Consider the following 16,143-nt stretch of genomic DNA (forward strand, 5'->3'; position numbering starts at 1 on the left):
GCAGCTGAGCTAGTTAACATGGAGCCTTTTAAAAGCCTTATAGCCCTAGTTCAAGCAAATTTAGTGACAATAACACAAAATTTGCCTATAATTATCGAGTGAAAAAATATGCCAAGACAGCTCTGCGTTAGTTAAAGACAATGAATATCTATTTGTTTCTAGCCATAAATTTAGACGCATATTGCTGTTGAGTACTGCGCAAAAACTTCTAATCATCCAGATAAAGTTTGATATAACAGCTAAATCCATCAGGCTTATAATCAGTTGAGATTTTATTGCGTACATCAATGCCAAGACTACGTTGTATTAGTTTAGAACCGAAGCCGTCTCTCCCTTTTTTAAACGGCTCAGAAGAATTGTCTTCCTGCTTTATATTATTATTTGTAAATTTTTCTTCCCATAAAATATCGATTGCACCATCTTTTTGTAATTGCCAATGAATTGACAATGCCCCATCCGGCACCGCTAATGCTCCATATTTCAATGCATTGGTTGCCAATTCATGCAAGGTCAGACTTAACGGTAAACAATAGCGTTTTGGCAAATTTACAGAAGGTCCTTCAATTGTAATATTGGGAAAAGTTTCAAGGCTTGTTGCAATAGAATCTTTAATAATATTGCGTAGATCAAGCTTCAATATGCTTTCACCAGCAATGGCATTTTGAGCTGAATTTAATATTTCAAGTCGATTGTAAATTTTTTGCCGGGCACTGCTAATATCATCACTTGTTTTAAGGGTTTGCAATACAATTGCTTTGGCAACTGAAATAATGTTCTTAATACGATGAATCGATTCGCCATTTAACAGCTTTACTTCTTCTTCATATTCACGCCGTTTAGTGACATCTACTCCTTGCACATAGATCCCAATCATTTCACCGCTGGCGGATCGCAATGGTTGGTGAATCATATCCACATAACGGGTAACGGGGTGATCACTACCTGGAGGCTGTACCAAAATTGGTATGTCATTACCAATATAGGGCTCGCCGGTTTCCCAAACTCTATCAAGCTTTTCGCGCACTGCATCACGAGCAAATTCAGGTACAATTTCATCAACTGTATGGCCGATAAGATCAGTTTGCCAAACGAGCTCTTCTAGGGCCTTATTGGTTATATATATCTCATGTTGCCGGTGAAGATACACAATAACAAAGCCGGGAGCCTGTGCGATAAGCTCCCTTAAAAAATTGATGTCGGAAATAACTTTTTCCTTTACCATCGCAAATGCCCAACCCCATTAACATTTCATAAGACAGAATCAATTTTATATATAAAAAATCACGATAGCATCATTTGGACTCAGGAAATAATATTTAAACATTTAACAGCTTTTCGCTTTTAATTATCTCATTTAGTTGGACAGAAGTTTGAATAAAAATTGTCAAAGCGGTTCTGTAAGATATTTTGCCAATTAGCGTATCGTTAAACTTCAATCAAAAAATTTTTACAAAAATTAACCGAGCAAACCTTTCAATTGTCTTTAACCGCCATAACTAACGAAATTAGGTGCGGTATTGTAGTATTTTTCAAAGCTAGGAAAAAAAAAGGCTTAAATTTGACTGTTATCAAAGCAAAAGAATGTTTGTAATTTATTGATCTTTCTATTTTTCAATATTCAATTTCATTTTTGCTGCATCTTTAAGACTAGATTTAAAATTTATGAGGTAATATTGAGTGTATGCAAAGGAAATTTTGTCTGAGCTCGATTTTTTAAGGCAAGTCGTCGCGCAGGCTCCAGGTTTTGTTACTGTATTTTTGGGTCGTGAATATCGCTATGCTTTTATGAATAGAGGCATGGAAGTGATGCTGCGCGGACGCAATGTTATCGGCCAAACCGTTTTTGAAACCTTGCCCGCTGATCTTTGTCATGAAATTACAAATCGACTTGACCGCGTTTGGAAAACCGGAAAACCTTTCATGGCCAAAGCCTTAGCCTATCGAACTTACGATAAGAATAAGAATGATATTATTGTGCGTTATGGTGACTTTTTGCATCAACCGATTAAAAACCATGATGGCAAAATGGTGGGCATCTATGTGCAAGGGATTGATGTTACCGATCGAAAAATTGCACAAGAAAATTTGGCGTTTTTAAAGCATCAGTCTATAAGCCTTATGCGTGATATTATAATCATGATCGAAAACTCGGTTGATCATGCATTAGAAACAGCTGATAATCTGGATAGTGTTTATAACGACGTGCAACGTCGCTTTGATTTATTGGCAGAGTTACAGGCAAGTTTTTTAAGCAATACGAATGGCAATAGAAGTCTACACAGCATTATTCGAAGCGCGATATCGCTCATAATGCCTAATGCGCAAGCTATAAAAATTAGTGGGCAACCAATTGAACTAGACCGCAATTACCAATTAGCTTTGGTGTTGTTGATGCAAGACATGGCACGCAATGCTATTAAAAACGGGGTAGCGCCTGAAAAAATCCATATAAGTTGGAAGCGAAACGGCCAAAATAAGATAAATATAGCTTGGCAAGAAAAAGCGATCGAAACGGATAAGTGTCAATTATCAAGCCTTGATAGCACTGTTGTAAATAGATTAATGACGCTGAACCAGAAAAATAAGATAAAATCGTCAAGACGTTCGCAAAATATTGAATATGTACTTGACCTATGTCTTGAAGGTGCATGAGCATAGGGAGATATTATCATCTTACTGTTTAACTGTGGAAATTAATAGCAATGTTTAACCAGGCATTCTATTGCAGGTGCAATAAGTTATAGTGGTCATTTACTTAACATGATTATTTATGGCTCGCGCGCTTAGAGCATATTAATTCAGTTTTAATTGTAGTTTTCATATAAACAATTGCCTAAAATTAAAACTTTGCTCTATTTATTGGCTCCTTAAAATCTGTTTGCTTTGATAAAAGTCACTCAAGCGCGCAACCAATTATCAGTTTTATGCGTTGTTACCATATCGATCATGACTTACTGTGGAATGCGCTTATTTTTAAGTGATCTATTTACCTTCTAATTAATCAATTAGATGAATTCCCTTCAAAAGTCACACCTATTTTCCTGCATTGCTCAGCAAATTTTCGCTTGGCTTAAGATGCGTTGTTTGAATTGGATATTTATTTTGACTAACGTTAAAAAACTTCCAGAATTGGCATTTTTACAGGATTTGCTCGCGCAAGCCCCAGGATTTGTGATGATTTTTTTAGGAGAAGATTACCGGTTCGCTTTTACAAATAAGGAAGTTGAAGTGATGCTTGGTGGTATGGATGTAATCGGTTTAAGCATTAAAGAACTTGCACCTGAACCATTACGAAAGGATATAGTCGGCCGTTTAGATTCAGTTTGGAAAACTGGAAAACCATTTATGGCGCGTGAGCTGCCTTATCGTGCTTTTATCAATAACGGTCCTGACTTTAAAATTCGCTATGCCGATTTTTTGCATCATCCTATTCGCGACAAGGAAGGCGAGATTATTGGCATTTATGTGCAGGGAACAGATGTAACAGAACGTAAGCATTTTCATGAAAATCTTGCTTTATTGAAACAACAATCGGTAAGCGTGGTTCGTGATATAGTCAAAATGATTGAGCGTTCAGTTGATGAAGTATTAAGCCGTGAAAGTGATACAGTAAGCGCTGAAATGGAATTACAACGCCGCTTTGATCTCTTGGTTGAAGTTCAAGCATCTTTTATTGATATGCAGGGCTTATCTAAAGATATTGAGGAAACTATCAGGAATGCATTATCATTAATGGTGGCTGATATCAGCGCTATTTCTATTAAGGGCGATCGTGTTGCTTTGAGTGCGCTTTACCAACCTCCTTTGATACTTTTAATACAAGGGCTCATTCACGATGCGATTGACAATAATATTGAGCTTAAAAATATTAACATATATTGGCGCGTCTTGGATAACAATATGTTGAATATTGTTTGGCGAGAACAAAGGCTCAATTCACTCCATGATACTAATGGCGATATTGACAATAGCCTTATTTATCGTTTGATTAATATTAATCCTAACAATAATCTTTCCACACTTCAGGAAGATGGCGTTTTGGAATATAATATTGATATATGTCTTGATGTTTGAGGCAAGCATTTTAGAAAAAGTGCGTAGCGGTTTTTCGTTAAAAAATGCGTAGAAAAAAGCATTTTAGAAAAGTGTGTAGCGGTTTTTCGTTAAGAAATGCGTAGAAAAAAGCATTTTAGAAAAAGGTGCATGCGGTTTTTCGTCATACCATGTAAGGCTTAGCTGCTGGATGATAACCGATAAGACTAATGATGAGATCTCGTTAAGCACCTATAAAAATCCCCAAAATAGGTATTCCATTTTGGGGATAGATTGTCGTCATTTATGCGGCTGATTTAGGTGTCAATAGACCCTTGGCAACGAGAAGCTCAGCAATTTGTACTGCGTTTAGGGCAGCGCCCTTGCGCAAATTATCAGCAACCACCCAGAAAGATAAGCCGTTTTCAACGGTGATATCTTCGCGGATACGGCTAACAAAAGTATCATCTTCGCCTGCAGCTTCATGGGGTGTGACATAACCACCATCTTCGTGCTTATCAACTACCTGAACACCTGGAGCGTCACGCAATAATTCGCGGGCTTCTTCAGCGCTAATTGGCTTGTCAAATTCAACATTAACCGCTTCACCATGGCCAATAAAGACAGGAACACGCACAGCTGTTGCGGTCATCTTGATCTTTGGATCAAGCATCTTTTTGGTTTCGGCTACCATTTTCCATTCTTCCTTGGTGTAGCCATCTTCCATAAAGACATCAATATGAGGAATAACGTTAAAAGCAATGCGCTTGGTAAACTTTTTAACCGAGATTGGATCACCAACGAAAACGCCGCGTGCTTGTTCAAAAAGTTCGTCCATGCCTTCCTTACCTGCACCTGATACCGATTGGTAGGTGGATACAACAACGCGCTTGATGGTCGCTGCATCATGTAAAGGCTTTAACACGACTAAAAGCTGTGCAGTTGAGCAATTTGGATTGGCAATAATATTGCGCTTTTTAAAATCATTAATCGCATCAGGATTAACTTCAGGTACAATCAAAGGCACATCAGAATTATAACGCCATGCCGAGGAATTGTCGATAACGACACAGCCCTGTGCGGCAATCTTAGGAGACCATTCTTTTGAAATAGTACCACCAGCCGACATAAGGCAAATATCAGTATCGGAAAAATCATAATTATCAAGGGCGCGAACTTTAAGCGTTCTGTCACCATAGGAAACTTCTGTTCCTAAACTGCGTCTTGAAGCAAGAGGAATAATTTCATCTGCAGGAAAGCCGCGTTCTTCTAAGATGTTAAGCATTTCACGGCCAACATTGCCTGTCGCGCCTACAATTGCAACCTTATAACCCATTTTGTCACTCCTGTCCCTCTCCGCTTTTCACGAGAACCCGGCGGCCACACCAGGCTTTCTCCCCGGGCCTTGACCCGGGAGAGGGGCGAGTTGGCCAAGGGACATTAAACCGTTTTGGTTGTCGTTTTCTTGAGGCCAGATTTTAGAGTTGACGAGCGCGCAGCAAGGCTTACACCAAAATGGTGTGTAAATTGAGCCAAATTTTCCGATAACTTGCGCATTTTCGAAAACTCCTATGGGATTTGTTTTTAGCGTTTTTTTGCCATAAGTCAATTATCTATTCTGTTTCACTCAAAAAATATTGGTATGGGACAAGTAAAAGTTAAAATTTATGCGTCCAATACAAAAGCAAAATCCGCCCAATGACATATTGAGCGGATTTAAATATTGTAGGTAAAATTAATGGCGGAAATGACGCATACCAGTAAACACCATGGCAACATCATGTTCATTAGCCGCGGCAATTACTTCATCATCGCGGATAGAGCCACCTGGTTGAATAACTGCGGTAGCACCTGCTTCAATCGCTGATAATAAACCGTCAGCAAATGGGAAAAATGCGTCTGATGCAACAACAGAGCCTCTGGTTTGCGGCTCGCTCAAGCCTTGGGCATTGGCTGCATCGATGGCTTTTTGTGCAGCAATACGGGCGCTATCCACACGGCTCATTTGGCCAGCACCAATGCCGACGGTTGCACTATTTTTAGCATAAACTATGGCATTTGATTTTACATGTTTTGCAACACGGAAAGCAAATTTCATGTCATTTAATTCACGCTCAGTTGGTTGGCGCTCAGTTACCACTTGTAAATCACAGGCATCAACAATGCCATTATCACGACTTTGCACCAAAAGGCCACCCGCGACGCTGCGATAGGTAATGCCTGCAGCTTTAGGGTCAGGTAAACCACCGGCAATGAGCAAGCGCAAGTTTTTCTTGGCGGCGATGATTTCGCGCGCTGCTGGGGTTGCATCGGGTGCAATAATAACTTCGGTGAAAATTTTTACGATTTCTTCTGCAGCGTCTTCATCAAGAATGCGATTTAATGCCACAATGCCACCAAAGGCTGAAACAGGATCACAGGATAGGGCTTGTAAATAAGCGTCCTTTAAACTTGTGCCTTGCGCTACACCGCAAGGATTAGCATGCTTGATAATTGCAACCGCGGCTTGCTTTTCTGGCGAAAATTCGGCAACTAATTCAAAGGCTGCATCGGTATCATTGATATTATTATAAGAAAGCTGTTTGCCCTGCACAACTTGCGCTGTTGCAACACCAAAACGTTTTTCACCATTGACATAAAAGCCAGCTTGTTGATGTGGGTTTTCTCCATAGCGCATAACTGTGTGCAATTTACCTGCTGTTGCGCGCCAAGTTGGTGTATCAATTTCTAATGTTTTGGCAAACCAATTAGAAATAGCCGCATCGTAAGACGCAGTGCGAGCAAAAGCACGAGCCGCTAATTTGCGGCGAAATTCAAGGTTGAGGCTACCTTCATATTTATCAAGATTGGCAAGAACTTGGTCATAATCATCAGGATCAGTGACGATGGCGGTATAGGCATGGTTTTTAGCCGATGCCCTAATCATAGCAGGCCCGCCAATGTCGATATTTTCAACAATGGTGTCATTGTCAGCATCAGAGGCGACAACTTCTTCAAAAGGGTAAAGATTAACAACCACAAGATCAATACCAACAATGCCATGATCTTGCATAGCTTTGGCATGTTCTGGGTCGTCACGCACGGCTAATAATGCACCATGGACCGATGGATGCAAGGTCTTTACCCGGCCATCCATAATTTCAGGAAAGCCAGTAATTTCCGACACATCGCGCACTTTCAAGCCTGCTTCACTAATTGCTTTGGCTGTGCCGCCTGTTGAAATAAGTTCAACCCCGTGAGCAGTGAGCTTAGTTGCAAAATCAATCAAACCGCGTTTATCAGAAACAGAAAGCAAAGCGCGGCGCACCCGATGTAAATCAGGAGCGGGAACATGTTTAGAAATGACAGCCATGAGAATTACCCTATTTGAAGATGGAGGGAAAGAATGGCTATGCCATAGCATAGACAAACAAAAATTCCTATAGTGACATTATGAATTCAATATAGGAATAACCCTGCTTTACGACTATTTGCTGTTGCCGTAGAAAATACCTTGCGTTTGGTATAAATGAAGGACGCGTTTAGCTAATTGGGGGTCGGTTAAGTCATCCATAGTTATGTCTAATTTATTTTTCTGTGGATCATTAATAAGATCAACGAAAATTCGTTCACAAAATCGCTGGTCTGAAGTCATCAAGTCTTGAAGCCTTTGAAGGGAATTATCGACAGGAAGCTTTGCCATTTTGGTTAAGCAAAGCATGTTTGTAATATCTATTTTTCGTATTGAGAGTTCTTTGAATAGAGGGTCTTTGGTTATTTCGCCAAAAAATACAGTTAATTGTTCATCGCTCGCATTGGCAGGATTTTTTTTGCAGCCAAAAACAAAATTACAAAGCAGGGCTAAAATGACAAATTTTAGCAGTAAATATTTTGGTTTATTTTTCAATTGTTTTTCTTTTCATACATTTTTAGCGTATTTTTTGCCGATTATACGAAATATGCTATATTATAAATTAAAAACCTTACATAATTTGATCAAAATATGCATATATTTTATCAAATTATGGTATTTCTATTTCAAAAAGCGAATGTTTCATTGTATTATGGCTAAGGATCTTGAAAACCTGCGTTAACACAAAGGAGTATCTAGGTAATGCATGATACGGGAATATTTTGATCCAATGCATGTTAAGATATATATATAAAAAAAAGTGAATATTTAATCGTTGAAACTTAAGGTGGACATTGGTTCGTTAGGTATTTTAATAATAGCATAAATATTCTTAAAATTCATGGATAAATTTTTTGTAATTTGCCAGTTCATATATGGGAAAGCCTAAAGAACTGTAATATAAACAGCCAATAAGAGTTGTATTTAGATATTATGAAATAATTCTGGGGTAATCGCATTGCTCCATTGTCGTGAAAACACTTTAATCAATAAACTATGGGAGATAGAATATGATTGAGAAACGCCAATTTTATATTGATGGTAAATGGGTTAATCCAATTCAAAATAATGACTTAAGCGTTATTGATCCATCAACCGAAGAAGCCTATGCGGTTATTTCCATTGGTGGTATAGAAGACACCAATAATGCTGTCGCAGCAGCTAAAAAGGCCTTTCCAACATGGTCGCAAACAACACCAGAGGAACGGCTTGATTATGTGGAACGTATTTTGGCTGTTTATAATCGCCGTATCAGTGAAATGGCTGAAGCTATTACTTATGAAATGGGTGCGCCAAGCGACATGGCTTTGTCTCAACAAGCAGAGGCTGGAAAATGCCATATTGAAGATTTTATTGCTGTTTTTAAAAAATTCAAATTTGTACGCCCCCTTAACGAAGAAAATGAGGGCGCACTTGTTTATGATGCCATTGGTGTCGTTGGTTTGATTACGCCGTGGAACTGGCCGATGAACCAAGTTACTTTGAAAGTCATACCGGCCCTTCTTGCTGGTTGTACCATGGTGCTTAAACCATCGGAAATTGCGCCAATGTCATCATTGCTTATGGCAGAATTTATTGATGAAGCTGGCGTTCCTGCAGGCGTTTTCAATTTGGTTAATGGTGATGGCGCTGGTGTTGGCACTTGTCTTTCTGGTCACCCTGATGTGGAAATGATTAGCTTTACCGGTTCAACTCGCGCTGGCAAGGCCATATCTGAAAATGCGGCTAAATCCTTAAAGCGGGTTGCACTTGAGCTTGGTGGTAAAGGTGCTAATATCATCTTTGCCGATGCAGATGAAGATGCGGTAAAGCGCGGTATTTTACATTGCTTTAATAATAGCGGTCAAAGCTGTAATGCGCCAACCCGTATGATGGTTGAACGCCCACTTTATGCAAAAGCAGTTGAATTTGCGAAAAGTTTTGGTGCAAGCGTTAAAGTTGGCAATCCAAAGGAAGCAGGCAATCATATTGGCCCTGTTGTGTCTAAAGCACAATTTGACAAGATTGAAGACCTTATTCAAGTTGGTATAGATGAAGGGGCAACTTTGCTCTGTGGCGGTGTTGGTCGTCCCGATCATTTGTCAAAAGGCTATTATGTGCGCCCAACTATTTTTGCTGATGTGCATGATGATATGCGCATTTATCGCGAAGAAATTTTTGGCCCTGTTTTGTCAATTATGCCCTTTGATAGCGAGGAAGAAGCAATAAAACTTGCCAATGATACGGAATATGGTTTGACCAATTATATCCAATCACAAGACGCAGAAAAATGTCGCCGCGTTGCGCGTGTTTTGCGCTCTGGCATGGTGGCCGTCAATGGTAAGGGCTTGCCACGCCAATGCTTCTTTGGCGGTGTTAAAAGCTCCGGTCGCGCAAGAGAAGGTGGAATTTGGGGGATTGAAGAATTCCTTGATAGCAAAGCCGTCTCACAGTGGTAGTTTTATACATTGGTAGTTTTATAAAGCAAAAAGGCAGCGTCACCGCTGCCTTTTTAATGGGTTGTCGATTAAAAACCTTATCGTGGCAAAAGATTTTGGTCGCCTGCAAGATTAAGGTTAGAACCTATTAATTTAAATGAAATGGCACAATAAAAAGCAAAAATATACAAGGAGGAGAGCGAAAAGTGGGTGGTATACCCATTTGAACCTTACGACGCAGTAGATTACAGCTGTTTTTGTGTCCTTTCATGATACAAGTAAATTTTCACGATAACTTTGTCGAAGACCCTTGAAAATATCCCTATTCCTGTGGATCTTCTCACCTTTAATCTTTGGGTTCTCACAAAAAAATTCCTCAAACCATTTTGTTCAAATTAATAGGTTCTGACCCTAGGGGCAACACGCTAATGCAAGCAAAGGCGGATCGGTTTTAAAAGCGCCATAGGCTCTTATTTTTTTAGCACCGAATTTGAAAAATGTGCTTCTAGCAGGCTGGCTAATTTCAAAATTGCCGGTCTAGCAACCCATCATTTCTTTAAATAATCCAATTTTTGAGTTATCTTTCTTTTTAATCAATAGGATACTGCTTTTCAGATAACGCTTATTGAATCAATATTCGTACGACTAAAAAGAGAATTGCATTCTTATAATTAACCTGCAATCGAACTATGGTATTTTAATAGAGTATATCCTCTATTTGTTAAATGACGTTACATGAAAATCCATTTAACTATATGAGGTTATACCATTTAGTAATTTTAAAGAGGCAATTTATACATATTTTTAATTGAAATACATGATATAGAATGATAGTTAGCAATTTAGAATTTAATTCTGAGGGATATTTTTATGGCTTTAGGTTTGCAATTTAAACGGTCAGTATCGGTTGTCGCATTAGCAACGGCGCTTGGAGCAACAGGGGTAATTCTACAATCAGTTTTAGCACCAGCTATGGCAGCAGACATAGAATATGGTGGTGTTAATGATATCAGTGTATTGCAAATTGACCCAATGGGAAATGGTTATAATTACCAAAGCCTTTATCCAAATGCCAATGCAACACAATCTGCCAATAAAATAACAGTTACGGGAAACACAGCAAGCGTAAATGCAGTGAATGGCAAAGATGTTTGGAATACAGATGCTAGCGACGGCAAAATTGTTGTAGCACCCTATGTGGTTTATGGCGGTATTGATATTGGTGCTAATGGTACAAGCGGTGATAATGCAAATGGAGCGAGCGGGGCAAACGTCTCTGAAAATAGTGTTACGATAAAAGATGTTCAATATGATTGGACAGGTCATATTGCAGTTAACAATAGCTCGGATAGAAGTTATGGCCCTTTTGGTGGTGGCAGCATAATAGGCGGTGTTAGCATTGGTGGCAATGGAGCATTCGGTGCGCTATCTGGAAATGGCGGCGCAGTAACCAAAAACTCTGTTGCTCTAACAAATGTAGACATTAGCGGCGGTATTGGCACCCAAGGCGGCGGCCTTGTACTTGGCGGATTGAGCATTGGTGGTTCAGCCTCTTCAGCTTTTAATGACCGAAATACTCACGCGAATGGTGGTCTTGTCGGTGAGAACCTTGTGACCCTTGCTCATGTTAGATTAACCGGTGCGGAGACAACAAGACCAACCTTTTCCCTCAGTGGTACCCAAGGAGGCTTCGGCGGTGGTTCAGTTATTGGCGGTGTGAGTATTGCAGGAACAGCCGGCGCAGGCGGCACAGTTCATGGCAATATTATTACCCTAACCGATGTCCAACTGATTGGCGCAAAAGGCGGTGATGGATTGCGTGGTTCTGGCGGCGGGGGCCACGGCGGCATTGGTGGCGGTTCAGTGTTTGGCGGCATTAGCTATGGTGGCACTGCAATTGGCGCGAGCTTTGGCGCTGGCGCTGGCGGTGAAGTGCGTGATAATCGCTTGCTAATCACCAATGCGACATTAACTGGAGCAGATGGCGGTCGTGGTAATAATGGTGGCGGCGGTGGTGGTGGTCACGGCGGTGCTGGTGGCGGCCTTATTGTTGGTGGTGCAAGTTTTGGTGGCTCTGGTATTGGCGATAATATTGGCGGAGGCAAAGGCGGTGCCGTCACCTCAAACCAGGTCGTATTAACCAATATTACATTGATAGGGGCAGATGGTGGCACTGGCTCTGATGCCACCGGTGGTGGTGGCCATGGTGGTATTGGTGGCGGTTCTGTCATTGGCGGATTAAGTGTTGGTGGATCTTCTGGCTATGATGATGGCTTGGATACAAATGGTACCGGTATAGGTGGCTTTGGTGGACTTGTTAGCCAAAACGAAGTTATTGTAAAAGATGTAACCTTGATAGGCGCTAAAGGCGGTTTGGGTGGTGAAGGTGAAATAGCTGGCCATGGCAGTCAAGGCGTTGATGGAGGTTCAATCTTTGGTGGATTGAGCATTGGTGGCACTGGCGGCTTTAGCAATGGTGGCAATGGTGGCGATGTTACTGGCAACAAGATTAATATTTCTGGCAAATCACTCATTTGGGGTAATGTCTATGGCGGTTATAGCATGGGAGGGGCAGCCGACCCGATAGAAGACAGCGGTATTGGTGGTGCGACAATCAATAATATTGTTACCCTTGAAGGAACCGACATAAAGATAGGCAATCGCGATGAGAATAATAATCTTACATCTTACGGTGCAATTTATGGTGGTTATAGTCTCAATGGTGATGGCAGCGTTAATAGCGCTTTTGATAAGGTTGCCGCTGGGAATACGTTAAATCTCAATGGTTATCGTGGCACACTATCAGGTATTTATAATTTTGAAAATTATAATTGGTTATTGCCAAGCAATGTCTTTAACGGCGACACAATGGTGACTATTGCAGAAAATGGTACACCAGTTGACCTTACAAATACAAAACATAGTATCGCTATGTATAATGATGGTTCGCGTTTAAATGTTGGTGATCGGGTAAATTTGATTGATAAAACCCAAGGATCATGGACAGCTTCTGGTCTCTATACAATTCAGCAAGGCAGCTTTATCATTTATGAAGCAAGCTTAGCCCAACAAGCTGATGATAATCATGCACTTGTGCTGACCATTAATGATAAAGCAGATAGAGCTTCTGGCAATTCTGGTGGCAGTAGTTCTAACGCTAATAATAACGCTTGGGGAGGAACTACAAGCACAGGGCAATCGGCCGCACGGCTTAATCCGCAGTCAAAATCCTATGCCGAAGGTCGCGCAGCTGCATTGGCATTTGCCAATCAAGGCAATGATCTAATAGGTTCAAGTATTAATATCATCCGTACACAAGCTTTTTCACAAGGGGCAGAAACGAAAAATGCATTAGTACCTTTCGTACTTATGAATGGTTCATCGCAGCGCTATGAAACTGGAAGCCATGTTGATATGAAGGGCTTTAATATGGCTCTTGGTTTAGCACTTGGCTTTGATTTTAATTGCGGCCATAAAGGAACAGTCGGTGCTTTCTTTGAATATGGACGTGGTACTTATGATACCTATAATAGCTTTACTAATTACGCTGCCGTTTATGGCGATGGTAACAGCAATTATAAGGGCGGCGGCATTTTTGGCCGTATTGATTTTGTGGGTAGTGGTCTTGGCAAAGTCAATACTATTGCGGCAGATCAAGCCGATGGGCTTTATGCTGAGGTATCATTGCGTGCTGGTCGCTCCACGAATAAGTTTGATGTGGGGCAGACCTTTGGCGGTCTTTCTTTCTTAAACGGTAATTATAGCGGTTCTTATGAGAGCAACTCAACCTATTATGGTGGACATTTAGCTGGCGGTTATGTGTTTAATTTTGATGAAAAACAATCGCTTGATGTATATGGTCGCTATTTATGGACACATATGGATAGCGATACAGTGACAATTGGCTATGAACGTTTGCATTTTGATAGTTCAACAAGTTCACGCCTGCAAATTGGTGGTCGCTATGGCTATAACTATAATGACCAGTTGAAACCTTATATCGGTGCAACTTATGAGCATGAGTTTGATGGCGATATATCAGCAAAGGCTTATGAGTTTAATTTGGATAAGCCATCATTAAAAGGTGATAGTGGTATTTTTGAAGCAGGTTTCAATGTGCAGCCAATATCAACTAATAAAGCACTAAGCATTGATGTTAATGGCCAAGGCTATGTCGGCGAGCGTCAAGGCGGCGGCGGCGGTGTAAAAGTTAAATATCAATTCTAACTATTTGAAATATTTTACATTGGCATAATCATTAATACAACGTGCCTCAATAATTAAAAGCCAGCACAGATTTATTTTGTGCTGGCTTTTATATCTAAAATGAAAAAAAATAGTGTCTTTGAAAAAAAACGCTGTATTCAGCAATAATTTTTTAAAAGTAAAATTCTTATTATCATTGTAATTCATCAAAAAATATTATCAATATGTATCGAAGTTATTACAAAATATGTTTTATATTGGTAAGTATTCTATAGTTTGCGCGATAAAAGCTGATAAAAAATTTATAATATTCTATGTTATTAATATCAATTAAATCGTCGACTGTCGCAATAAAAAATGGTTTGAAATGAGATGTATTGCAATTATGATGAAAGCATCATGATTGGAAACCAACGTGATGGTGCACGATCTGTATATCGAATTAACATTCTGGCACATTGACAGCAAGACCGCCTTGGCTTGTTTCCTTAAACTTCAAATTCATGTCTTCGCCGGTTTGGCGCATGGCTTCAATACAATTATCAAGTGGCATAAAATGGGTGCCATCACCGCGTAAGGCAAGCGATGCCGCCGCAACGGCTTTGGTTGCACCAAGGCCATTGCGCTCAATACATGGCACTTGCACAAGACCTGCAACGGGGTCGCATGTCATGCCTAAATGATGCTCAAGCGCAATTTCTGCTGCATTTTCTATTTGCATTGGCGTACCGCCTAAAGCTGCGCAAAGGCCTGCTGCCGCCATCGCTGATGCTGATCCAACTTCACCTTGACAGCCGGCCTCTGCACCAGAGATGGAGGCGTTATGTTTGATCAGTCCACCAATTGCGGCGGCCGTTAGTAAGAAATCTGCAATTTTTTCTTTTGTCGAACCATGGCAATGGTCAAGATAATAACGCAAAACTGCCGGTACTACACCGGCTGCGCCATTGGTTGGAGCCGTTACCACACGGCCGCCTGCAGCATTTTCTTCATTAACCGCCATAGCATAAACAATTAACCAATCGGTGGCGGCGTGGGGCTGCATTAAATTGCTTTGTTTTTCAGTGATTAATTGCTGATAGATCCTTTTTGCGCGTCGCTTTACGCGTAAGCCACCCGGTAATTCGCCATCATGTTCAAGCCCGTTATCAATGCAATTATTCATAACCGCCCATAATTGGTCGATACCCTCATCAAAATCACTTAATGAGCGGCGGCAAAGTTCATTTTCGCGCTTCATTTGGGCAATAGATAGGCCACTCTCGCGTGCCATGGTTAGCATTTCTAAAGCATTTTCAAAGGGGTAAGGAAATACCGTGGCATCGCTATTACGCTCAATATTATGCTTTTGGTCTTCTAATTGCGCGGCGGTTAAGACAAAGCCCCCACCGATTGAATAATAGGTTTCTTGTAAAAGCTCGGTGCATTTTTCATCAAAAACTCGAAATATAATGCCATTAGCATGGCCGGGCAAAGGTGGGCCATAATCAAAAATAATATCTTTTTGCGGATCAAATCGCATTTTGGGCAGCCCAAGCGGTCTAATCTGCTTTTGTTCTTCCAGTGCTAAAAGCTCGGCTTCGGCTTGGTTAGAATCTAGAGTTGCAGGTAAAAAGCCTAATAATCCTAAAGCAATTGCTCGGTCGCTAGCATGTCCTTTACCGGTAAAGGCGAGTGATCCATAAAGCGTTGCGCTAATTGCATGAATTTCGTTGTTTTTACGATAGTTTCTTAAATAATCTAAAAAAAGGGAAGCCGCACTCATTGGTCCCATTGTATGGGATGATGATGGACCAATGCCAATTTTAAAAATCTCAAAAATACTCAAAAACATTAGCAGCCTCGTTAAATAAATGTGAAACCGCATTTAAGCTATAAAACTTCACCTATCAATCTTGATAATATCATGACAGTTTAGAGTTTTTCAAGCTTTGTTAAAAGCGACTTGCTGTTTATTGAGTTAGTTTTTTAAACCAAAAGTACTTGTTCTTAAGACTGGGGATAATCTTATTGCATTTTCAGTATAAATTAAGTGAGTTTTTGGCTCAGATAATTCGTTAAATTAACCAGATTTCGACGGGTTATTATTGAAATCAA

The 16,143-nt window shown here is 40.4% G+C and carries 9 protein-coding genes; 4 read left to right on the forward strand and 5 right to left on the reverse strand.

What is annotated here, in order from left to right:
* Positions 1-208 precede the first annotated feature (208 nt).
* Positions 209-1,222 carry an HWE histidine kinase domain-containing protein gene (locus tag H3299_RS01350; protein ID WP_182418553.1) on the reverse strand — a complete coding sequence of 338 codons (1,014 nt, stop codon included), beginning with the start codon at positions 1,220-1,222 and terminating at the stop codon, positions 209-211.
* A gap of 473 nt (positions 1,223-1,695) precedes the next feature.
* On the opposite strand from H3299_RS01350, the gene H3299_RS01355 reads away from it, so the two are divergent.
* Entirely contained in the window at positions 1,696-2,652 is a 957-nt protein-coding gene (locus H3299_RS01355) for a PAS domain-containing protein (RefSeq protein ID WP_182418554.1), read from the forward strand.
* Between the two features lie 450 nt (positions 2,653-3,102).
* Entirely contained in the window at positions 3,103-4,074 is a 972-nt protein-coding gene (locus H3299_RS01360; protein ID WP_182418555.1) for a PAS domain-containing protein, read from the forward strand.
* Positions 4,075-4,336: 262 nt separating this feature from the next.
* Here H3299_RS01360 and H3299_RS01365 read toward each other — a convergent pair whose 3' ends face one another.
* The 3 genes from H3299_RS01365 to H3299_RS01375 all read right to left on the reverse strand — a co-directional run bounded on the left by H3299_RS01365 (position 4,337) and on the right by H3299_RS01375 (position 7,918).
* Positions 4,337-5,368, reverse strand: a complete 1,032-nt coding sequence (locus H3299_RS01365; protein WP_182418556.1) for an aspartate-semialdehyde dehydrogenase — start codon at positions 5,366-5,368, stop codon at positions 4,337-4,339.
* Between the two features lie 399 nt (positions 5,369-5,767).
* Positions 5,768-7,384 (reverse strand): bifunctional phosphoribosylaminoimidazolecarboxamide formyltransferase/IMP cyclohydrolase, encoded by a 1,617-nt coding sequence (purH, locus tag H3299_RS01370; protein WP_182418557.1) that lies wholly within the window; start codon positions 7,382-7,384, stop codon positions 5,768-5,770.
* Between the two features lie 114 nt (positions 7,385-7,498).
* A complete protein-coding gene (locus H3299_RS01375; RefSeq protein WP_182418558.1) occupies positions 7,499-7,918 on the reverse strand; it encodes a hypothetical protein in 420 nt (139 codons plus the stop codon).
* A gap of 515 nt (positions 7,919-8,433) precedes the next feature.
* Here H3299_RS01375 and H3299_RS01380 point away from each other — a divergent pair.
* Together H3299_RS01380 and H3299_RS01385 are read left to right on the forward strand one after the other, a co-directional pair.
* Complete coding sequence (locus H3299_RS01380; protein WP_182418559.1) at positions 8,434-9,861, forward strand: aldehyde dehydrogenase family protein; 1,428 nt, start codon at positions 8,434-8,436, stop codon at positions 9,859-9,861.
* A gap of 849 nt (positions 9,862-10,710) precedes the next feature.
* Positions 10,711-14,067 carry an autotransporter outer membrane beta-barrel domain-containing protein gene (locus tag H3299_RS01385; protein WP_182418560.1) on the forward strand — a complete coding sequence of 1,119 codons (3,357 nt, stop codon included), beginning with the start codon at positions 10,711-10,713 and terminating at the stop codon, positions 14,065-14,067.
* Positions 14,068-14,488: 421 nt separating this feature from the next.
* Here the strand turns inward: H3299_RS01385 and H3299_RS01390 are convergent, their stop codons facing one another.
* Positions 14,489-15,880 carry an L-serine ammonia-lyase gene (locus H3299_RS01390; RefSeq protein ID WP_182418561.1) on the reverse strand — a complete coding sequence of 464 codons (1,392 nt, stop codon included), beginning with the start codon at positions 15,878-15,880 and terminating at the stop codon, positions 14,489-14,491.
* Between the last annotated feature and the right edge of the window lie 263 nt (positions 15,881-16,143).

Origin of the sequence: Bartonella sp. HY038, assembly GCF_014117425.1 — a bacterium.
Lineage (GTDB): Bacteria > Pseudomonadota > Alphaproteobacteria > Rhizobiales > Rhizobiaceae > HY038.

Excerpts from the sequence above, each read along its gene's own strand:
- H3299_RS01350 (WP_182418553.1), bottom strand. The coding sequence starts at position 1,222 with ATGGTAAAGGAAAAAGTTATTTCCGACATCAATTTTTTAAGGGAGCTT.
- H3299_RS01365 (WP_182418556.1), bottom strand. The coding sequence starts at position 5,368 with ATGGGTTATAAGGTTGCAATTGTAGGCGCGACAGGCAATGTTGGCCGT.
- purH (WP_182418557.1), bottom strand. The coding sequence starts at position 7,384 with ATGGCTGTCATTTCTAAACATGTTCCCGCTCCTGATTTACATCGGGTG.
- H3299_RS01380 (WP_182418559.1), top strand. The coding sequence starts at position 8,434 with ATGATTGAGAAACGCCAATTTTATATTGATGGTAAATGGGTTAATCCA.
- H3299_RS01385 (WP_182418560.1), top strand. The coding sequence starts at position 10,711 with ATGGCTTTAGGTTTGCAATTTAAACGGTCAGTATCGGTTGTCGCATTA.
- H3299_RS01390 (WP_182418561.1), bottom strand. The coding sequence starts at position 15,880 with ATGTTTTTGAGTATTTTTGAGATTTTTAAAATTGGCATTGGTCCATCA.